Source organism: Marvinbryantia sp., from assembly GCF_047017445.1.
Taxonomy (GTDB): Bacteria; Bacillota; Clostridia; order Lachnospirales; family Lachnospiraceae; genus Marvinbryantia.
Genome location: NZ_JBKXTT010000005.1, coordinates 104,008 through 126,147 on the forward strand (window position 1 = coordinate 104,008; position 22,140 = coordinate 126,147).

Annotated in this window: 14 protein-coding genes; 10 read left to right on the plus strand and 4 right to left on the minus strand. The window is 52.0% G+C overall.

Features of this window, described 5'->3' with window-relative positions; genetic code table 11:
- The first annotated feature begins 79 nt into the window (after positions 1–79).
- The 7 genes from ACLU9Q_RS07195 (at position 80) to ACLU9Q_RS07225 (ending at position 11,393) form a co-directional block, all read left to right on the plus strand.
- Positions 80–793: a LytR/AlgR family response regulator transcription factor gene (locus ACLU9Q_RS07195; RefSeq protein ID WP_296832257.1), complete on the plus strand. Its 714-nt coding sequence runs from the start codon at positions 80–82 to the stop codon at positions 791–793.
- Positions 786–2,123: a sensor histidine kinase gene (locus ACLU9Q_RS07200; RefSeq protein ID WP_302225612.1), complete on the plus strand. Its 1,338-nt coding sequence runs from the start codon at positions 786–788 to the stop codon at positions 2,121–2,123. The genes ACLU9Q_RS07195 and ACLU9Q_RS07200 overlap by 8 nt, the downstream gene beginning before the upstream one ends.
- A 308-nt stretch (positions 2,124–2,431) precedes the next feature.
- A complete protein-coding gene (locus tag ACLU9Q_RS07205) occupies positions 2,432–5,398 on the plus strand; it encodes a beta-glucosidase (protein ID WP_296832264.1) in 2,967 nt (988 codons plus the stop codon).
- A gap of 130 nt (positions 5,399–5,528) precedes the next feature.
- The gene (locus tag ACLU9Q_RS07210) at positions 5,529–6,653 is read left to right on the plus strand and encodes a hypothetical protein (RefSeq protein WP_302592241.1); all 1,125 of its coding nucleotides are present in this window, start codon (positions 5,529–5,531) and stop codon (positions 6,651–6,653) included.
- A gap of 25 nt (positions 6,654–6,678) precedes the next feature.
- Positions 6,679–7,764 (plus strand): FxLYD domain-containing protein, encoded by a 1,086-nt coding sequence (locus ACLU9Q_RS07215; RefSeq protein WP_296832271.1) that lies wholly within the window; start codon positions 6,679–6,681, stop codon positions 7,762–7,764.
- A gap of 22 nt (positions 7,765–7,786) precedes the next feature.
- The gene (locus ACLU9Q_RS07220; protein WP_296832274.1) at positions 7,787–9,439 is read left to right on the plus strand and encodes a hypothetical protein; all 1,653 of its coding nucleotides are present in this window, start codon (positions 7,787–7,789) and stop codon (positions 9,437–9,439) included.
- Between the two features lie 259 nt (positions 9,440–9,698).
- Entirely contained in the window at positions 9,699–11,393 is a 1,695-nt protein-coding gene (locus ACLU9Q_RS07225) for an AAA family ATPase (RefSeq protein WP_412624852.1), read from the plus strand.
- Positions 11,394–11,486: 93 nt separating this feature from the next.
- Here ACLU9Q_RS07225 and ACLU9Q_RS07230 read toward each other — a convergent pair whose 3' ends face one another.
- Together ACLU9Q_RS07230 and ACLU9Q_RS07235 are read right to left on the minus strand one after the other, a co-directional pair.
- A complete protein-coding gene (locus ACLU9Q_RS07230; protein ID WP_308593969.1) occupies positions 11,487–11,696 on the minus strand; it encodes a hypothetical protein in 210 nt (69 codons plus the stop codon).
- Positions 11,697–11,724: 28 nt separating this feature from the next.
- Positions 11,725–12,180: a hypothetical protein gene (locus ACLU9Q_RS07235; protein WP_308593971.1), complete on the minus strand. Its 456-nt coding sequence runs from the start codon at positions 12,178–12,180 to the stop codon at positions 11,725–11,727.
- A 510-nt stretch (positions 12,181–12,690) separates the two neighbouring features.
- Between ACLU9Q_RS07235 and ACLU9Q_RS07240 the strand changes: the two genes are divergently transcribed.
- Genes ACLU9Q_RS07240 through ACLU9Q_RS07250 form a run of 3 tightly spaced genes read left to right on the plus strand, consistent with a single transcriptional unit; the run spans position 12,691 to position 20,149 of the window.
- Complete coding sequence (locus ACLU9Q_RS07240; RefSeq protein ID WP_412624854.1) at positions 12,691–13,149, plus strand: hypothetical protein; 459 nt, start codon at positions 12,691–12,693, stop codon at positions 13,147–13,149.
- Between the two features lie 53 nt (positions 13,150–13,202).
- Positions 13,203–15,593, plus strand: a complete 2,391-nt coding sequence (locus ACLU9Q_RS07245) for a helix-turn-helix transcriptional regulator (protein WP_298515209.1) — start codon at positions 13,203–13,205, stop codon at positions 15,591–15,593.
- Positions 15,594–15,652: 59 nt separating this feature from the next.
- Positions 15,653–20,149: a hypothetical protein gene (locus tag ACLU9Q_RS07250; RefSeq protein WP_412624856.1), complete on the plus strand. Its 4,497-nt coding sequence runs from the start codon at positions 15,653–15,655 to the stop codon at positions 20,147–20,149.
- A 188-nt stretch (positions 20,150–20,337) separates the two neighbouring features.
- On the opposite strand, the gene ACLU9Q_RS07255 is transcribed toward ACLU9Q_RS07250, so the two are convergent.
- Both ACLU9Q_RS07255 and ACLU9Q_RS07260 read right to left on the minus strand, forming a co-directional pair.
- Entirely contained in the window at positions 20,338–20,640 is a 303-nt protein-coding gene (locus tag ACLU9Q_RS07255) for a hypothetical protein (RefSeq protein ID WP_296928017.1), read from the minus strand.
- A complete protein-coding gene (locus tag ACLU9Q_RS07260; RefSeq protein ID WP_412624635.1) occupies positions 20,630–21,868 on the minus strand; it encodes an IS110 family transposase in 1,239 nt (412 codons plus the stop codon). The genes ACLU9Q_RS07255 and ACLU9Q_RS07260 overlap by 11 nt, the downstream gene beginning before the upstream one ends.
- Between the last annotated feature and the right edge of the window lie 272 nt (positions 21,869–22,140).

Consider the following 22,140-nt stretch of genomic DNA (forward strand, 5'->3'; position numbering starts at 1 on the left):
TGCCTGTGCAGCATATTTTGCGGCGTGGAATCTCGCAAAGCGGGATTCTTTTTTTAACGGAAAACGGGAGAGGGAGCACATGATAAGAATTGCCATAGTGGAGGATGACAAAGCTTACATCAGCGTCATAAAGGAGTATCTGGGGACGTATGTAAAGGAAAAGGGCATTACTCTGGAAACGAAGGTGTTCTACAATGGAGAGCAGTTTCTGTTTTCTTACGAATCGGATTATGACATTATTCTGATGGATATCGAAATGCCGAAAATGGACGGAATGGAAGCGGCAAAAAGAATACGGGAAAAGGACCGGGATGTCATTCTGATTTTTATTACCAGCATGGCGCAGTATGCCATCCAGGGCTACCGGGTGCGGGCGCATTCTTACATATTAAAGCCGGTGAATTACATCAGCTTTTCGATGGAGCTCTCCGACGCGATCGCTTCTTTGAAAAGAAAGACGGACGACGCGCTTCTGGTATCGGACGAGGATGGCGCGTATAAAATCAGCATCGGGGATATCTGCTATGTGGAGAGTCAGAAACACCGGATTTTCTACCACACGAAAACCGGAAATATCCAGACCAGGTCGACCATGCGGGAGGTGGAGGAGCGGCTTCTGCCCTTTCATTTTGCGCGCTGCAACGTCAGCTATCTGATTAATCTCGCCTATGTTTCCGGCTTTGAAAAAGAAATGGTGATCGTCAACGGCGAGCGCGTGCCTGTCAGCAGGCAGAAGCGGAAAACCTTTATTTCCGCTTTAACAAATTATATAGGAGGAACGGCGGATGCTTGAGAGAATGGTATTTAGCGGACCGATGTTTTTTATGACCGCCTGCTCGCTCGCGCTGATGACGGTCTTCTGCAGCATTTGTGAGCGGAAGAGAAATCGCGTCCGGCAGGGGCTTCTTGCGGCGCTGCTGCTTGCAGTGCTCCTGATTCTGGATGATGTTTTTGTTGATTTTGAGAATGCTTCCACTTCGCTGGAGGCGCCGCTGTATTTTCTGGGAGCCTTTCTTTTTGGAACGGCAATATACAAAATCCCGCGCAGGGCGGCGCTTTACTGCACGGTGCTGGTGTATCTGGTGACCGACGCGCTCACACAGATCGTCATGCCGGTCTCGGATATTTTTTACCGGATACAGACCCCGGTACGTTATGTCTGGATTTTTCTGGTTTATCTGGCGTGTACGGCGCTCTGCTGCATACTGACGAAAAAATTTCTTGTTGGCAGATTTGCAGAAAACGGGCGTTATCATGTCGGCAGGCAGAAACTTCTGTTCAGCATGTTCATTCTGGTAGTTTACGCGGTACTGTCCAACTACCAGGTGCTGTTCTGGCTGCTGGGGTATGAGCCGGAGAGCGGCTCCAATATGATCACGGTATTCCGTCTGATTATGGCGGTGTTTTGCTTTACGATGCTTTATTTGCAGAACAGAGTCGAGCAGATTCAGCGCACGGAGCAGGAGCTGGATACCATCCGGCAGCTCTGGCACCAGCAGCAGGAGCAGTACCGGATGTCGAAGGAGAATATTGAGCTGATAAACCGTAAATGCCACGACCTGCGGCATCAGATCGCAGCGCTGCGGGCGCTGCACGACGAGCAGGCGCTGCATGAGCAGATCGACGAGATGGAAAAATCTATCATGATTTACGATACGGCGATGAAAACCGGCAATCCGGTGCTGGACACGGTTCTGACGGAGAAGAGCCTTTTCTGTGAGGAGCATGCGATTCAGATGACCTGCATGGCGGACGGAACCGCGCTGGATTTTGTCGGGAGCGTGGATCTGTACACGATGTTCGGAAATGCGCTGGATAATGCCATCGAGACGGTCATGCAGTATAAGGACCGCCAAAAGCGCGTCATCCAGGTTTCCGTGTTTCCCAAAGGCAATTTCCAGATGATCCGCGTCCGCAACTACTGCGAGACAAAGCCGGCTTTTGAGGACGGGCTTCCGGTCAGCACCAAGGCGGACCGCGATTACCACGGATACGGGCTGAAAAGCATCCGCTATACCGCGGAAAAATACGGCGGCGGGATTACCTGCGTAGCCGGGGAAGATTACTTTTCCCTGCAGATTCTTCTGCCGGTGCCGGCAGACTCTGCTGCGGCATCGGTTTAAAAGGGATGTTCGGTGCAAAAGTATTTTACATTAGGAAGCCTCTGGATATAAAAATAGCACAAACAGACAGGTAAATAGTGTAAACAGATATAAAAACAGCACAACCGGAAAACGGCTGTGCTGTTTTTTGACGAAAAATTACCAATCGTGCCGCAAAATTTACCAATCATGCCAGAAAATAAAACTTAAATGGAAATCGTGTTATGCTGATGGCACAAAAAAACAAGCAATTCCGGTTTCAGACACAGCAAAAAGGGGGAAAGAAAATCCGCTGAAAGAAACCGCAGAAACAATTCAGGAGGGAAAATATGAGGAAGCATAATGCAGTAAAAAGAATATCAAGTATGGCATTTGCGGCAGCAATGGTAATGTCCGTGGTGAATCCGGCGACCATTTACGTTCAGGCGGCTCCCACTGCGGATGAGTGCTACGCGGAAGGGTACGATGTCAATGTACAGTTAGAGGCGGAGGGCGCAGTCCTTTTGAAAAATGACGACAACTGCCTGCCGCTGGCAGAGGGAACAAAGGTGACCATGCTGGGGGCTATGTCCTATAACTACGTGGAGGGCGGCACAGGCTCCGCCGGAGGACAGGACGACGAAAACACCGTTATGATGAACGATGCGTTTATCGAGGCGGGGCTGGATGTCAACGAAGAGGCGTGGAGCTGGCTGGAGGAGCAGTGCGGCGGCTACCGGAACAACGGTGACTCCGATCCGGGCGCAAGCGCCGGTGAGGACAGCGGCGATGATATTTTTGGAACAGGCGGCGCCGGCGGCGGTGACTGGACAAGCTACACGACGGTACACGAGTTCAGTTCCGATGTTTATGAGAGCGGCAAGGATGTACTGACAGCAGATGGTTATACAGATTATGCAGTCGTAACCTTCTCGCGTTCCGGAGCAGAGGGAGCATCGCCCTCTATGGATTATGACGGGGATGGAAGCACGCTGACAGGAAGCACCTATCTGGAGCTCACCCAGGAGGAAAAAGACCTGCTTGCGTTCTGCAAAGAGAATTATACGCACACCATCGTGCTGATCAACTCCGCAACGGCAATGGAACTCGGCTTCGTGGATTCGGAGGAGTACAACGTAGATGCCTGCCTGTGGATCGGACATCCGGGCGAGGCAGGTGTGGTAGGCGTCGGAACGATTCTGACCGGACGCACAAATCCGTCGGGACGCCTGGTAGATACCTATGCATACGATATGACAACGAATCCGACCTATTACAATACAGATGACAACCGTTATGCGAACGCTGACAACCAGACCTTCTATCAGTACGAGGAAGGCATCTACGTGGGCTACCGCTATTACGAGACGGCGGATTCTGTAGGCTACTTTGATTCCGAGGAATTCAGCAGCATCGAATTTAAGAACGGAACAGCTACGGGCTATGAGGAGGTTGTACAGTATCCGTTCGGCTACGGTCTTTCCTACACAGAGTTTACTGAGGAAATCACCGCTTCCGATATCAGCCTGGAGGCGCACGGTACGAACAGCGTGACTGTGACGGTGACAAATACCGGCGATGTGGCAGGCAAAGATGTGGTAGAGCTTTACATGGAAGCGCCGTATCAGAGCGATACCGATAATTTCGGCATCAAGGGCGTCGGATTGGAAAAGGCGAAGGTAGTGCTGGTCGGATTCGGAAAGACCTCCACACTGGAGCCGGGCGCTTCTGAGGAAGTGACGATTGAATTTGATACTGATGACCTGGCATCCTTCGATAACTTCGGACAGGGCTGCTATGTTCTGGAAAAGGGCGACTATAAATTCAATGTGCAGAAGGACGCGCATCAGTGGGGCGAAGAAGGCAGCGAGAACGCGGCAAGCGATTCAGAGGCAGTGACGCTGGAGACCTCCATTATCTATGATGAGAGCGGCGATGTGGCGGACGCAGAGTACGCGGGAGCAAGAGATTCCGATGTAACAGTAGCGAAAAATGCGATGGATGATGTGACCGCGGGCGACGGAAACATGCTGGAGGGCTATCTTTCCAGAAATGATATTGCGGGCGGCATGGCGACCATCATGGAGCATACCTCCAACGAAGAGCCGAATGAAATGCTGGCGGATGGCATTGCGGAGGCGCTTGCGGTAAAGGGAACGGACAGTGTGGAATATACCTTTGAGACTTATCTGAAGGGTGAAAAGACAACCGTAACAGAGACGATTTATGCAAACGGCAACAATATGATGCCTTTTGCGGAGACAACACCGGACGGCGAGGATGCAGCGGCAGTGGAAGATCCGCTCTGGGATCAGACCTACTATGTGGTAGAGGGTGAAACAACGGAAAGCGGTCTGCCGGTAGTTGTGGAGGAGGAACCGACAGAGGGCTCCTATCACAAGCTGACCGTGGACGATATGGCAAATGTGCCGATCGATACCGAGGAAGGGCTGGCAATCTGGGATATGCTGGCATCGGAGACCTCTATGGATGAAGCGATTGAGCTGCAGGGCAACAGCGGCTGGAAGGTTCCGGCAGTGAGCAGCGTTGGAAAGAGCGAAGAAATCGCAGTGGACGGACCGGGCGAACCGGGCAACGGACAGTACAGCGGCGGTACCTGGTTTACCTGCGCCGTTACGATTGCGGCAACCTGGAACAAGGACCTTGCTTATGCAGAGGGTGTTGCTTACGGCAACCAGTGTGTACTGTACGGCATCGGCAATGCATATGCACCGGCAATGAACCTGCACCGCTCCCCGTTTGGCGGACGTAACTTTGAGTATTATTCTGAGGATGGACTGCTCTCCGGACAGATTGGCGGCAACGCAGTTTCCGGAATCATGTCCACAGGAACAAACGTATTTATCAAGCACTGCGCACTGAACGACGGCGATACAAACCGCGGCGGAAACACGACCTGGGCAAATGAGCAGGCAATCCGTGAGCTTTATATGGTACCGTATGAGATCAGCATCAAGGAATATGGTGCAGACGGTGTGATGGGCTCCCTGAACAGAATCGGTATGAGCTGGTTCCACTATGGAATGTACAAGACCATGATGAGAGACGAGTGGGGATGGCATGGTATGCTTATTACCGACGGTGACGGCGGCACCGGCGATGTTTACAATACACCGCAGGCAATGCTCTGCATCGAAGGAAGCATGCTCAGCATCAGCAACTATATCAACGCTTCTGCAACAGTAGATGCATACGGCGATCCGACGGAATCTGTTTATGCCCGCCATATGCTCCACAACATCATGAGAGACGCGCTTTATCAGTATTGCGGCTCCTCGGATGCGGCGGCAGAATAAATAGGGCTGCCCACTGTGCTTACAGCAGCGGGCAGACGATACAGAAAGATTTCAGAGAAACTTCCGGCGGCGCTGCAGAGCGCTGCCGGGGATTGCGCAAAGATATGGAGAAGGAGGGTAATGGCAGAATATGAATAAAAAGAAAATGACGATACTTTGTCTGTGCGCCGGGTTGGCGGCGGTTCCGGGAACGGCATATGCGCAGGAGACGGCGGAGACGGAAATTGCGGCGGAAGTAACCCAGGAGGAAACTGCAGCGGAGGAGAGCACGGAAGCGGCAGCAGAAGAGACGGCTGCGGACGAAGCGGCTGCAGAGGAAACCGCGGCGGAGAATTCAGATACGCAGCTTCAGGCGCCGACGGATTTTGTGTTCGACCCGAATACCGGGGAATACTCTTTTCAGATGACGGACGAGCGCATGGGCTATTATTTTATCCGTATTTATCATGTGGATGAGGAGGGTAATGAAACAGGAGAGTATGTCGTAAGCTCCAAGCGCATCAAAGGCGGCAGCACAGGGGAAGCAAGCGGCACGCTGGATGTATCTGCAATGCCGTGGGGCGGTTATCATATCAATCTGGTTTCCTTCGCACCGGCGGGAACGGACTACAGCAGCCCGGAGGCAGTGACGCTGAAGGCGCATTATGGAATCGGGAAAGCGCTGGAGCGCCCGGAAATGCTGATACTTACAAGCGGAAATCAGGCGGAGCTGATCGTAGACTGGTATTCTCTTTCGGATTATCTCTACTATGAATATCTCCCCGATATGAAATTTACGTTTTATTCTGACGCGGAGTGTACGCAGGAGGTATTCTCGGATACTGTAGACCTGGCGGCACTTCCGGACGGAGACGGCTACGAGGCGATCCCGCCGGCAAACGGCAGTGCATGGGGCTTTGCGATGAACCAGGGCGAGCATCTCTACACGGTGACATCGGAAAGTGAGCAGGGAACGCAGGAGGTCAGCTTCTCCTTTATCAATGATATCTTTACTTACACCTTAGATGCGGGCACTTACTATGTGACCTGCCAGGCGCTTTCAAAAGATGAATATTGTCTGGATTCTCAGGTGAGCACGGCGGTGGAAATCGTTCTTACAGAAGGAGAAAGCACAGAAGAATTTACGGCGGCTTCCACAGAGCTGTGGACAGACCCGGCATACGGCTTCCAGCGCATGTACGCAAGCGCCGGTGTCCAGACAGACCGGACAGATTTTGCAGGCGACCAGGAGGTATACGGCGAGCTGCTGGAATAAGAAGAGAAAATGGAGGAAATGTGAGATGAAGAGAAAAAAACTGTGGGCGCTTGTTTTATGCGCGGGAATTTCTGCGGCGGTGCCGTCCGCGGCATATGCCGGGGAAGTGGTGACAGAAGCGGAAACCGAGGCTGTGGAAACAGAAGCGGCAGAAGCAGAGGCGCCGGAGACAGAAGCGGCGGATACGGTGGAAACGGAGGCTGCGGAAGCATCTGAGGACCAGCTTGGAGCGCCGACCGATTTTCAGATCGATCCGAATACGGGGGAATATTCCTTCAACGCGACGGATGAGCGGGTGGGCTACTACTTTGTGCGATTTTATGCGTTGGATGAAAACGGCAATGAGACGGGCGAATATATTACAAGCTCAAAGAGAATCAACGGCGGCAAGACCGGGGAATATTCCGGCACGCTGGACCTTTCCGGCGCGGCATGGGGAACCTATCATGTAAATCTGACCTCCTTTGCCCCGGCGGGAACGGACTATGCAAACCCGGCTCCTGTTACCGTGAGCATCCAGTACGGCGTGGATCAGACGCTGGAGCGTCCGGAGCTGCTGGCGATGACGAGCGGCAATCAGCTTGAGCTGGTAGTGGACTGGTGGACACTGTGCGATTACGCTTTTACGCAGTACATGCCGGAAATGAAGTTTACCTTCTACGCGGATGCAGAGTGTACGCAGGAGGTACAGTCGGAAACGGTCGATCTGCAGCCGCTGATGGATACCCTGCGCAAGAATCCGCCGGGCATGATTTACATCTGGGGCTGGAGCACGTCGGAAGGACCGCATTTTTACACGATTACTTCTGACAGCAACGAATCAACGTTTGCATTTAAAAATGATATTTATACCTATAATCTGGAGCCGGGCACCTATTATGTGACGGCGCAGGCATTGTCGAAGGACGATTACACAAAAGACTCCCAGGTGAGCACGGCGCTGGAAATCACGCTGACAGACGGGGAGTGCACCGAAGAATATACAGCAGTTACAACAGAGCTTTGGACAGACCCGACGCTGATGGATATGCCGGGGGCAAATCCGGGGCAGCAGGAGGACCGCGTGGATACTGCGGCGGCCCAGGGAATTTCCGGACTGCTGCTGGAATAAAAGATTAGAAGGAGTGGAGGTTATGATGAACAGATTTTTTCACTACAAGGACAGAGGCGGAACGATTGGAAAGGAGATTACAGCCGGACTTGGCATGTTTTTCCTGTCGGTCTGCGGATTATTTATCAATATGCAGCTAATTGCAAAGCTGAGTATTTCCGGGGAATATGCGGCGGCGACCTCGCAGCAGATCGCCGTCAACGGGGAATACTACGCGCTGACCTGGTTCCTTTCTATGATTATCGCGTTTGCCGGCAGCCTTCTGATCGGTCTGGTTGCCAGACTGCCGCTGGTGCAGGTCTCCGGGCTTGGCATTTCCACGGTTCTGGTGTCCATGATAGGAATTGAGACGGGGCTGAACTACTATAATCTGTTGTTTGTGTGTTTTATCAGTTCCATCATATACACCGCTCTGGTGGCGGTGCCGGGAGTAAAGCAGTTTATCTTCCGGGCACTGCCGCAGCCTGTGCGCAGGGCGCTTCCGGCGGCCTCCGGGCTTCTGATGGCGTGGATCGCCCTCCAGCTTACCGGAATTATAAATCTGACGGCAAGCAATATCACCATTTACGGTGCGGGCACCAACGGTCTTACGGAAAATGAGAACGTTCTGCTCTCCGGCGGCGTGGCGCTTTCGCAGTATTCCTATTCAACGGATAAGTATCATCCGCTGCTGCTGATCGGAACGATCGCGGTAATCTTTACAGTAATATTGTTCCTTGTTGTACGCCAGCGCACGAAGCGACCGTTTTTTATCTCCCTTATGGGCGGAACGGTATTTTATCTGCTGGTGAGCATCTTCCGGGTGTGCTTCGACTGGAAGACAAAGAAATTTGCGCTGGATTCCCTCTGGGGACGCCTGTGGATGGTGGGAAGCGAGGATGCCATGCAGACGCATCTGTCCGCTATGCTGAAGAGCTTTTCCTTCACCAGGGTACTCACAAAAGGTTCGGATTTCAGCGCCTACACAGAAGCAGGCGGAAGCGTGGTGCTGCTGTTTGCGGTGGGAATCCTTACCTTCCTGCTGCTGAATATGTACGAATCGGAGGCGGCGCTGCAGGCGGTATCAAAAGCCACCGGAGTATTTGACGCCGACGAGCAGAAGGATGTCCAGAAGGCGCTTCTGTGCAATGCGGTGATCAACATCGCTGCTCCGCTGATCGGTACGACGCCGGTAAGCATCGGAAAAGAATCCGTTGCTGCAGGTAAAGACGGAGCGAAGTCGGGACTGGCATCGGTGGTGGCGTCCATTGGATTCCTTGTATCCATCTTTGTGTGGATCGTACCGTTTATTTTTGCAACATCTTTTTCCTATGATATCAGTTTTAACCTGTATGGTCACTACGGAACGGTGATGCAGCTTATGGCGGAAACCGGATTTGTAGTTGCCGATATCGTTATGGTTCTGGTCGGAGTATCCATGATAGCTGGCAGTATGTACCCCGAGCTGAAAAAATTTACAGAAACTGCCCCCTTTATGACAACGGTCGCCGGAACGTTACTCCTTTCGAATCTGGCAGCCGGAGCGGCGCTTGGAACCGTCTGCTACGTGATTACGGCACTGGCAGAGAAAAAAGAGGAGGGGGACACCCGGTCTCTTCTGTGCCGCATCGGTATACCGCAGCTTGTCTGGTGTGCAGTATCTGTCATATTGCTGATGCTCATGGTAATCCGTTGAACAATAGTAGATGAGGCTGTGAAAAAAGTCCTCACCGGTGAAGAACGTTTTCAGGTTTAAATGCCTGGAGGCGTTCTTTATTTTTCCGCATTTACGGGGAGGCAGTCTATGTCTAAAAATTATCTGAAAATTCAGAGAATTTATTTGCAAATCCTCTTGCAACAGGGGGAGGTTTTATGGTATGGTAAACATAATAGGGTTATTATACGTTGTTGGAAGACAGTCAGACCGGATGACCGGGGAAGGAGTGTGAGGACAGATGGCGAGAGTGAATCTGCCGTACGGCATTGATAATTTTGCAAAGGTGCGGGAAAGCAATTGCTACTATATTGATAAGACCGGATTCATTAAGGAACTTCTGGATTGGACATTTGATGTGAACCTGATTACCAGACCGCGCCGTTTCGGAAAAACGCTCACAATGAGTATGCTTGCGGAGTTTTTTGACATCCGCAAGGATAGCAGGAAACTTTTTGAAGGACTTGAAATTGTGAAACACACAGAGTTTTGTTCGGAATGGATGAACCAGTGGCCGGTGCTGTTCCTGACGCTGAAGGATGTGGATGGGGACAGCTTTGAAGATGCGTATGGTATGCTCCGGTTTGTAATTTCCTCCGTCTGCGGTGAACATCATTATCTATTGGACAGCAATCGCGTTCTGGAGACAGATAAAAGAATATTTCAACGCTTATCGGAACAGTCGGGAACACCCGCTGATGTTAAATCTGCTTTATTTGTCCTGATGCGTATGATGAAGGCGCACTATGGTAAGAATGTAGTCCTGATTGTCGACGAGTATGATGTTCCGCTTGCGAAAGCCAGCGACAACGGATACTACAAGGAAATGCTGAACATCATTAAAATGTTTCTTGGCATGGTATGGAAATCCAATCCAAACTTAAAATTTGCTGTGGTGACCGGATGCCTTCGAATCGCGAAAGAGAGCATCTTCACAGGAGCGAACAATTTTATTTCCAATTCAATATCCAGTAAAAAATACCAGGATTGCTTTGGGTTTAGCGAGGCAGAAGTGACCGCGCTGCTGGATGCCGCTGAATTGCAGGATGCCTTGCCTGAAATGAAGAAATGGTATGACGGGTACCTCTTCGGAGAAAAAGAGATATACTGCCCCTGGGATGTAATCAATCATGTGGGTGTGCTGCTGACTGATAGGGCTGCCAAGCCCGGAAATTACTGGATCGACACGAGTCATAATAACATCATCCGGCGTTTTATCGACCATCCGCAGATTAATGTCAATGACAAATTTGAGACCCTGCTCGCCGGAGGAGTGATCCAGGAGCCAATTCGTGAGGACCTGACATACGACATTGCCCATTCCACAGAGGATAACCTGTGGAGCATCCTGTATCTGACGGGATATCTGACGCAGGTTCTGCCGGAGAAGCTTCCGAAGGGAATGCAGCCGGAGGACGGGAAAATGGCGCTGCGTATTCCGAATGAGGAAGTAAAGTCCGTGTTTGGCAGTACGGTGAAAAAGTGGTTCGAGGAAAGAATCGCGGCGCAGGATCGCACCGCCCTGTTTGAAGATTGGTGGGGCGGCGACGCGGAAAAGCTGACGCAGGAGATTACGGATATTTTATTTGATACGATCAGTTATTTCGATTATAAAGAAGATTACTACCATGCGATGGTCACGGGCATGTTCCTGGGAGCGGGATATGCGGTGAAGTCAAATGCAGAAGCCGGGACCGGCAGGGCGGACGTTATTATAAAAGAACAGCGGCACAGGCGTGCCCTTGTGATCGAGGTGAAATGGTCCGGGAAGAAAGAAAACGGGAACAGTCTGGAAAAAGAATGCGCGGATGCGCTTCAGCAGATCGAGAAGAAACAGTATAAGAAAAAACTTGAGCTTGAAGGCTATAAGACCGTGCTTTGCTATGGCGCAGCGTTCCGGGGGAAAACCTGCCTGATAAAGCTGGCAGACCGATGATGTTGAGATACATGGAACGCATAAAGGATTGATGACTGGCGGATAGCAGACCCCTCTGAAAGCGAATCTGCTGACAGAGGGGATTTCCGGCTACTATTTTGCCGCGCTTATATTCTCTGTTATCCATTCCTGTATGAGCGGTACATCAACATGGAATGCCCGTGCGATCTGCTCCAACGGCAATCCCATATCCGCGAGGATAAAGGAAGCTTCTTTTGCTTTTTTCATTGCGCCTTTTTCCATCCCCTTTTCCATCCCTTCTTCAATGCCCTCTTTGTAAATCTGTTCCATTTTCCGACACATAGAATCAACTCCCCTGGTTTCTTTTAATTCACGTACCCTTTCTGGCCAGAACCTGGCTGTACATTTCATCTGCGTTTTTACAGTGAAAATCATGCATGAGCTTTCCGAGCTCCGTATTCTCCTGCTTACTGGAATTCACATATACGATATGTGAGCCGTCGGGGAAGTCTCTGCTGTTTTCCCTGATCTCCCGGTCGATATGGTAAATGGAAAGATCATATCCAAGCGAATCACGTACAGTTATGAATATTACATAGCTTTCCGGAAGCTTATCAAAATCCTGTCCTGGATTCAGTATATTCATGTCCATCAGCCCGTTTAATCTTTTTTTCATTATAACCTGAAGAACGTATTCTGTACACTCTGCTTTTTTGAAAATATTCCGCATAAACATGTCGCTCATAATAGTCAGATTTTTCAGAATCTGCTCATATTTTTCGCAGCGCTTATGTAAAGTATTGTCTGCTGGCTGCCCGTTTTTCATGCTGAACCATCTCCTCTCTGCCTTTATTGTCTGATGCCTTCTGATAAGAGCTATTTTGCAATATTCCTGGCAGAAGATTCTTCCAGTGTGCAACAGCTATATAATCTTATTTAACAATATACAACAAAAATATGAAAAATATATGTATAAAATATAATTTGTGATTAAAATTCTTCGATATAGGAACAGGATGAAGGTTTGCTTTGTCAAAGAATTTTCAGAAATGGAAAAGCTGAAAAATATTGAACAGCAGCGGACGGAGAACCACGGATATTCCCTCTGGTTTCCGGACGGACTTTGTAAGATATTAACAATGAATGAGTATATGGGATTGTTGAAAATAAACAAAAAACGATGGACGTATATAGAATAAAATTATGCATAATAATGAAGTTTTGCGAAAAATGCCCAAAAAACACCTTGACTACACTTTCGGATAGTGGCTTTTTGCCATTTTCCGTGATATAATGCAGACGAAATAATATTTTTACCGGAACAGGAGTTGACACCATGAGCAAAGTAAGCGATAATCTGAGAGCAGAGCAGAGCAGAGCAGAGCAGAGCAGAGCAGAGCAGAGCAGAGCAGAGCAGAGCAAAGAAGAGCAGAGCAGAGCAGAGCAAGCAGAGCAGAGCAGAGCAGAGCAGAGCAGAGCAGAGCAGAGCAGAGCAGAGCAGAGCAGAGCAGAGCAGAGCAGAGCAGAGCAGAGCAGAGCAGAGCAGAGCAGAGCAGAGCAAACTAATGTTCTGATTTTTTGTGGTGTCTTCCATACAGGATACAGGGAAACCGTCGGCAGGCGGGTGGCAGGAATGCCGCCCGTCTTTCGGCGGTTTTTTTGTTGCCCTGCATCCGACGGGAGTTGTCGGTGGCAGGTCCTGCAGGTGTCATCGGATGACGCAAAAACGATGTGTACTGGCGTGGAGGGAAGATGTCAGCAGAAGCTGACCACGCCCGGCACAACAGAAGTGTGATCCGGAATACCGTCAGGAGATCATAGGAATGGCGGGAGACACATATACGGATAATGGAGGTGACGGATGTGCAGGCTGAAAGCAGGAAAGCAGGAAAAAACACAGCAGAAAATGATGTATACATCAGACCGAAAGCGGCGGAGAGGAAACTGAAAGCAGCGCTGGAGCTGGGAAACGTGGCATACCTGTACGGCGTCACCGGGATCGGCAAGACCAGGCTGGTGCGGGAGGTGCTTGCACGAAAACAGTACGAGTATTATTCCGCACAGGAGACGCAGCCGGAAGAGGTCGGCGTGAAGCGGGACGGGCAGGAGCGCATTGTGGTGGTTGACGACCTGTACACCGTCACCATGCAGGAGGAGAAGGAATGCTGGGCGGCTCTTTTCCGGAAGCTTGCCGGGCAGGAGGACGTGCGGCTGGTGCTCATTTCCCGCGCACCCATCCCCGGATGGCTGCTCCCGGTCCATGTGGAATACCGGTTCGCGGAGATCGGGGAAAAGGACCTGTACCTTACAAGGAAGGAACAGGACGCATACCTGGAACTGTCCGGCATCCGGCTGGAGCCAGACGCGGCGGACCGGGCATGGGAGCTGGGGAAGGGTCACCCGGTATCGCTGAAGCTGCTGGTGCTGGAAAACGGGGATGTGGACCTGGCGGTAAAAAACATGTGGCTCTGGCTGGAGAACCATATCTTCGACCAGTGGGAGACTGAGATCTCAGGGTTCCTGATGGAGACCTCCATCGTGGAGAACTACACGAAGGAGCTGGCGGGGATGATCACTGGCAGGGACGATGTGGATGTGCTGGTATCCCGCGCGGAGGAGCTGGGAAACTTCATGACCCGCACCGGGCAGGATGGAATATGGGAATACCGCTGGGGGATGCGCCAGGCGATGCGCGGCAGGCTGGCAAAAAAATACAGCCGGGAGAAGATCCTGCAGCTCTATTCCCACGCCGGGCTTTACTACGAGATGAACGGGCGATACCCGGAGGCGCTGGAAATGTACGGGACGACCGGAAAAAAGGAGGACATCCGGCGGGTGCTGTCCGCCAATGCCCGGAGAAACCCGGCGGCAGGCTCCTACTTCGAGCTGCGTGACTATTACCTGACGCTGCCGGAAGAAATGATACTGGGCGACCCGGTGCTGATGTGCTACATGAGTATGCTGCATTCCATCCTGATGGACACAGAGGAGAGCGAGCGCTGGTACCGGGAGCTGGAGGAATATGCAAAGAAACACAGCGGCGGTGAGCGCCGGGAGGCGAGGAGCAGGCTGCTCTATCTGGACATCGCCCTGCCGCACAGGGGGAGCGCGGACATTGCCTCCCTCATAAAGAACGCGGGGAGCCTGCTTCCGGGGCAGAGGATGGCGCTGCCGGAGTTTTCCGTGACCACGAACCTCCCATCCCTGATGAACGGCGGGAAGGACTTCTGTGAATGGAGCAGGCACGACCGGGAGCTGGCGGCATCCATCGGGAAGGCGGCGTCCATCGTCCTTGGAAAATACGGGAAAGGGCTGGTGCCCCTTGCCCTCGCGGAGAGCGGTCTGGAGAAAGGCATGGACAGCTTTGAGGTCATGCGGCTGGCGGAAAAGGGAAGAATCGCCGCGGAAGGCGGAGGGAAGACGGAACTGTGCTTTGTGGCGGCGGCGCTGCTTGCGTGGGTGGCGGTCCTTGGTGGGAACGCGGAATTCGCGGAGGATATCATGGTCTCCTACCGGGAGCGCGCGGAAAAGGAAGCACCACGGACGCTGCCCAACGCAGACGCTTTCCTGTGCAGGATATACCTGTACCGGAGACAGCCCGCCAGGGCAATGGAGTGGATGGAAGAGGCGCCGGACGAGAACGGGACGTTCTGCACGCTGGAGAGGTTCCGGTACCTGACGAAAGCGCGCGTCTACCTGATGGCAGGGAAGACCGGGGAGGCACTGGCGCTCTTGGAGCAGCTCCTGTCCTATGCGGAAAAGATGAAGCGCACCTATATTTACATGGAAGCTTCGCTGCTCCTTGCTATCGCGCTGTACCGCGCGGGGCGGGAGGAATGGCGGGGGATCCTGCAGGGCTGCGTCACACAGGCGGAAAGCTACCATTTTGTGAGGCTGTTCTCCCGCGAGTGCGGTGCTGCGCTGGACCTCCTGGAAATGGCGGACCTCACCTGGCAGGATGAGGAATTCCGAGCAGAGGTGCTGGAGGAGTGCCGGAGGATGGAGAAATTTTATCCCCGCTATATGGAGCAGGGGACGGATGCCGAGGTGCGGCTGCCGGAGCAGGCAGTGAAGGTGCTTAAGATGCAGGCGGAAGGCCTTTCCACGCGGGTGATCGCGGAGCGCATGGGGGTAAAGGAAGTCACGGTGAAATACCATAATAAAGAAACATACCGGAAGCTTGGTGTGAACAGCCGTACTGCCGCAGTCAATGAGGCGAGGAGACGGAAGCTGATATAGATAAAGGGCTGCATACAAAAGAAGCCCGGATGATCAGAGTAGTTGTGGAGGAATGCAGGATGGAACAGGTAACCAGAAAAAAGAGAGGGAAGAGGCGCCCGGCCGCACTGGCGGTATTGCTGGCAGGAATGCTGGTGCTGCAGACAGCAGTAACGGCGTATGCCGGGGAGGAAGCCATCATCATAGAAGAAACAGGGACGCAGGCAGAGCAGGCTGCGGTGCTGGTGACAAAAACGTCCGGGGAAACGGTGGAAGAAACGGGAGCGGAAGCATCCGTGCAGATGTCTGTGGAGACTGTGGCGGAGACACCGCAAGAGCAGACAGAAGAACCACCGGCAGCATCGGTTACGGAAACGGCCACGGAGACACCGCCAGCACCGGTTACGGAAACGGCCACGGAGACACCGCCAGCACCGGTTACGGAAACGGTCACGGAGGCACCGGTGGAAACAGTGACGGAAACGCCGGCAGGGCAGCCGGAAACGCAGGAAGGGACACAGACAGAAATAACGGCGGACACGGAAGCGCAGACCGGCACGGAAAGCCCTGATACACAGGGGCAGGAAACAGAAACCGGGGAAACCGTGACAGAAAACACGGAAGCAGGAATACCGGGGAACGGCACAGAGGCAGAAAGCGGACCGGTACCAGAAACGGAGCCGGAAAGCGAAACAGAGACGGAAACAGAAGAGATTGCGGACATGGAACTGCAGTCTGCCGGGACTACGGCGGTCTGCGCCCCGGATGCGGGAAGCCTGCCGGACAATGACACCTTATATGCCGGTTATGCGCAGCGGATCCTGTATGGCGGGATCTCCCTTTACAGCAGCAGCTACGGGGAAAGCACCCTGACGGGGCTGGACCTGAAGATATACCGGCTACTGAAGGAAAGAATTACGGCGGTTGCAAACGGTACGGCATCTTCAACATCCTTTATGCTTACATGGGAGGAACTGGGGATCACGCAGACGACCTGGACGGAGGAAGAACTCGGCGTTCCAATATGGAAGGACGAGAATAAGCCTATGAACGGTCTTGCAGAAGAAGCCGAAGCGGCAGTGATGAAAGAAATCGGTTATGATGCAGGCCGTGTCCCCGCTATCATTTCCGCCCTGCTGGCGGACTGCCCGTATGAGCTGTACTGGTATGACAAATCTGCCGGGACAGAATATACGAAGATACCCGTGATGGGGGCAAGTTACATCAAAGGAAATAGTTCAATTTATTTACTGGATAATGGAATAACCATAAGCTTCTCCGTCGCTGGTGATTACGCGGGGGACGGGACATACACAACCGATACATCAAAAACAGGTGCGGCATCCAGGGCGGCAGCCACCGCGCAGCAGGTGGTAAATGACAACGCCGGAAAATCAGATGTTGAGAAGCTGACCGCATACAAGGATTACATCTGCGGTGCAGTTTCCTATAACAGCGCGGCGGCAGGCGGAAGCATGTCAGAGGGCGGCAACCCGTGGCAGCTGATCTATGTGTTTGACGGGGACAGCTCCACCAATGTGGTCTGCGAGGGTTACGCAAAGGCATTCCAGTATCTGTGCGACCTTGGCGGTCTGACCTGCTATACTGTCACCGGCACTATGACCGGCGGAACCGGCGCGGGCGCTCATATGTGGAATATCGTCACACTGGACGGCAAAAACTACCTTGTGGATGTGACAAACAGCGATGAGGGAACCGTCGGGGCGGACGGAAGCCTGTTTCTTGCCGGGACCAGTGGGAGCGTGGAAAACGGCTATACCTTTGAAGTAAACGGACAGGGTGTGTCCTATACCTATGACGGGGACACGAAAGCCTTATATGGTAGCGGCATCCTGTCACTGGCGGACATGGGATACGGCGAGACGGCGGCTGCCAGTGTGGAGGCAGACGGGGTGACCGCAGAGTATGCGGATATTATGGAAGCGTTTGGTTCCATACAGGACGGGCAGGCGGCAACGGTCACACTTCTGAAAGACGTGGAAATTGAGGCAGGAAAGAACATCACCGTCAGCGGCGACGTTACGCTGGTGGGCGATGGACACACCCTTTCCGGGACATATACAGACTATGGAATAAGCGGTCTGCTCAATATTCCAACTGGTGCAAAACTGACTATCACGAGCGGCATATTTGTGAATTCAAGTTCGGCTTATTCCCCAATTTATACTGTGTACGTCAATGGCGGCACACTGGTCATCGGCGGCGGGACGATTACAGCCACAGGCAGCAATGGTGATGCGGCTGCCGTATGGGTTAATAGCGGCTCAGCCGAGATTAGCGGAGGTACGTTCATCGGAACAGTCTCCGGTTATTACAGTGGCTACGGCATTTATGACAATAGTAACGGCAATGCGAAGCTCGCCAGCGGCACATTCACTGGCAGTTCCTCGGCGGTGTATGTTACTTCGGGCAAAGTTAGCAATCTGCTGGAAACTGGGTATATCTATTACAAGGATGGCTCTTACGCGGCTGGTGATAGCAACAGCTTGGGTTCCGGCACCTATACGGTGGTCAAGTGCGAGAACCATAGCTGGGGCGCATGGTCTGACGCAGGCGACGGCACCCACACCCATGCCTGTGAATACTGCGGGAAAGAGAATGCAGAAAGCCATAACTGGGGCAGCTGGTCCAATGATATGGCTTCCGGCAGGCATGTGCATATCTGCGAGGTCTGCGGAGCATCAGAGGGGGAAGCGCATGAATGGGGCACAGGAGAAACAGACAGCTCCGGAAATGATATCCTTACCTGTACAAAGTGTGATGCGCAGGCGGTGGCCAGCGTGAGCAGGGACGGCGGCAGGACGGCAGATTATTATGTTTCCATAGAGGAAGCGTGGGCAGCGGCAAAAGAGTTAAGCAATGGGGATACGCAGACAACACTGACGCTGCTCCAGAATGTTACAGTCAGCACGACGCTGACCGTGGAAAGCGGCGATGACATCATCTTTGCCAGTACGGCGGGGACGGATCATACCCTGTTCGGCGACGCAAACGAAACGGACGGTGGTCTGATTAATATCACTGGCGGAACCTTTACATTGGTGAGCGGAACCATCCAGAATGGCGAAAATGGAAGCAATGCAATTGCAGTAAGCGGGGGCGGAAGCTTTGTCATGAACGGCGGCTCGGCTGTCGCACAGGCGGACGGACATTCCGGCATCTGCGTATACAGCGAGGGAACGGCGGAGATCAACGGGGGAAGCGCCAGCGGATATAATGGTCTGGCAATCGTAGACGGCGGTTCCGGCACTATTTCCGGCGGAACCTTTACAGGAACCTATCTGGTTGCTGATAATTCGGCTGCGGTACTACTGAGGAATGTGAGTGGAACGCTGCAGACAATACTGGAAGAAAAAAAAGCTTACTATGAAGTGAAAGATGGCACTAAAACTCTGATTACCGATCTGACTGACACAAGGCTGTACGGTACTGTAACAGTAGAGGACTGTACCCATAGCTGCGAAAGCTGGACGGATGACGGGGACGGAGAAAATCACAGCGGAACATGCGTGGTCTGCAAAGCTCCCATGTCGGAACTCCATAACTGGGATGAAAATGGAAAGTGTACGGCGGTTGGCTGCACTGCGCAGATGGCAGCCAGTGTGACCGTGAATGGCGGGGAACCGGTATATTATACTGCGATTGAGGCTGCATGGCAGGCGGCAAAAGGGCATCCGGAAGGTGCGACCGTGACACTGCTTTCTGATGTGACGGTATCTTCGACTCTGATGGTAGAGAATGGCGACGACATTACTCTGACCTGTGAAAACGCCAATGATGACTATACAATATCTGTTTCCAGTGGCGCCAATTTGGAAACCCCACTTTCTATTACTGGTGGTTCCTTTACCCTTCAACGAGGGTCATTAAAAGGGAACGACACCGGAAAGGGATGTATCGTTAGGGACGGATATTTTACAATGTTGGATGGGACAATTTCTGGACGACGTGGGTTGGACGTGAACGGTGGACATATCAGGATTTCCGGCGGAACAATCAGTGGAGACACAAGTTTTTTTGGAAGCGGTCTGCGTGTCCTGGATACGGCGGCTGATGTGAGTCTGAGCGGTGGTTCTTTCTCTGGGAACACGAGTGTTGATATGTGGGCTGGAGGGACAATCGGTTCCATTCTTGCACCAGGCTATGCGTACAAGGGCACGGACTGGGGAGTATATGAATATTGGCTGTCTGAGGCGGCAGCTTCCCAATCCAACTCGACCACTCTGGTTACTGTGCAAAAAGCACCCATCCAGAGTGTGAACATTTCACCTGACGTCACCACTACGATTACCTACGGCAACACTGCGCCCACATTAACTGCTACTGCGACACAGCCGGATGGCAGCACCAATGACGTTGCTTATCAGTGGTATCTGGACGGGGGGAAGATTGACGGGGCAACAGGGGAAACCTACACTCCAGATAAGTTGGACGTGGGCGAGTATAACTATACCTGCAAGACCACGGCAGATAAGTATTCCATCACCAGTACTGTAACCACGGTAAAAGTGGAGCAGAGAGAACTGGAGTTGGTCATCATTGGCAATGTCATTTAGTTAAGGCAATTGAAAAAGATCAATCTGAAGGTCTAACTTAAATTTTTTAATAAATTTAGTCTGCAAATAAAAAGTCAAGCAGAAATTGATGAACTTTGAAAATTTTATACAGGTTGAAATTAGGGCATAAACGTTAAGCCACCGGTTTACGCTGGCTTAAGAAAAAAGGAAGCCATATATTGTGCCACCTATAAGGGATGTTCACATTTTAATTTTTGAACATAGCCTACAGAACATCGGAATTCCCGGGCAATACGACGCATGGGAATTCCTTGTGCGATACATTCTCTGATAGCATCTTTCTCGCGGTCAGAGAATTTCGGTATCCTTCCGGCATTGCGTGGATTTTCGTTCGCTTTTATGACGGTTCCTCCAATGGACAGGGCATAATCCGCCGCGTCTTTCTCGGAGAAAAAACCAGCCACAACAGGCACGCCTTTGAGGACGAGATATCTGAAATTTACCTCGCAGGGATATGTTTTATATTCCATCCTTCTCCGCCTCCGTGTCGGATGTCTGGGGCAGTGAGGCAAGATATTCCTTTACCCGCCCGTAATAAATACGGAGAAATTTGTTCGCACCAGCGGTCATGTAGACGTAATAAGGTTTGCCCTGCGCCCGTTTTTTATCCATAAAGGCGTAAACGGGATCGTCAGCAGGGGAACGTTTGATGAGCCCGTCCATGATCTGGAACAGGGTTTTGCGCAGATACGGCGAGCCTTTCTTTGTGGTAGGCACACTTTTACGGATGCGCTGCCCGGAATCATCCTTTCCGGGGTCAACGCCGGCAAAAGCAGTCAGAGCCCCGCGGTGTGTAAACCGTGTCACATCCCCGATCTCAGACATGAGCTGGGGACCGAGGGTAGGCCCGACACCATCCATAGCCAGAACAACCGGATATTCCGGCAGCGCGGAAGCAGCCTTATCCATTTCCAGACGGAGGGATTCTACTGTCCGGGAAGCAGTATTAAGCATTGCCACAGCCTGCCAGATGAGCATTTTTGTGTTGTCATCTTTTGGAAATACGGCGATCAGGTCAGAAGAGGCATGGTAGATATTTTCCGCTTTCTGTGCGCTGAAATTATAACCTTTGCGTTTGCACCAGTTCTGGTAATGCTTTTTGAAGGCTTCCGGCGACCTGGAGCGGACACAGTCCACATGCCAGTAGGTATGGACAAAATCCACCCATTTCTGGCTGCCATCGCTGCGCGCAGGGCTGTCAAAGAAGTCATTAGCACCCGGATAAGTCTGGTCAAGCAGGGCAATAAGATTGTTTTTCATGGCAGTTTTCTGTGCCATATAGAAGCCGAACTGTCGGTTCATGGTTTTTAATTGGTTGCGTGTTTTATCCATGATTCCATATTGCTTCAGTTTTGCCCAGCGGTCAAGAGTATAGCGTGCGATTTTTTTGGAATCCGCTTTGTCGGTCTTTGGAGTGCGCAGGGAATCATCCCCGAAGTTCCTGATGAGAATGGGGTTTACGGCGCTAACAAAGATACCGGCGTCAGAAAGCCACATGGCGACCGGCTCGTAGTACCTTCCGGTGTGCTCCATGCAGACCTTCGTCTCCCCGTCAAGCTCCTTTATCTGCCCGATCAGTCCGTTGATAGCGGACTGTGTATGGGGAATGTCGCGGGGAGGCATCAGGACAACGTCGCCAGGCCTGCGGATGGTAACAGTGCTCTTGCCTTTGGAAACATCAATACCAACAGCGTTCATAATGGATACTCCTTTACAATGAATCAGCAATGGTCAATACCAGATTTACTCATTGCCTGTTCAATCTACTGGGTATCACACGAACGCCTGTGGGTTCAACCTGCGTAAAACGAATGCTGCGAATGAGGGCTGGTTGGCTGACTAAATTACGGACGTAAAGTCCTAGTAGAAGGTGGCCAGACCTATTGCCTTACTCATTCTAACAGCTTAAGCAACAAGATGGGTAATTCCTTACTGGCTGTAAGGGGTATTAACCATAAATACATTGTAGT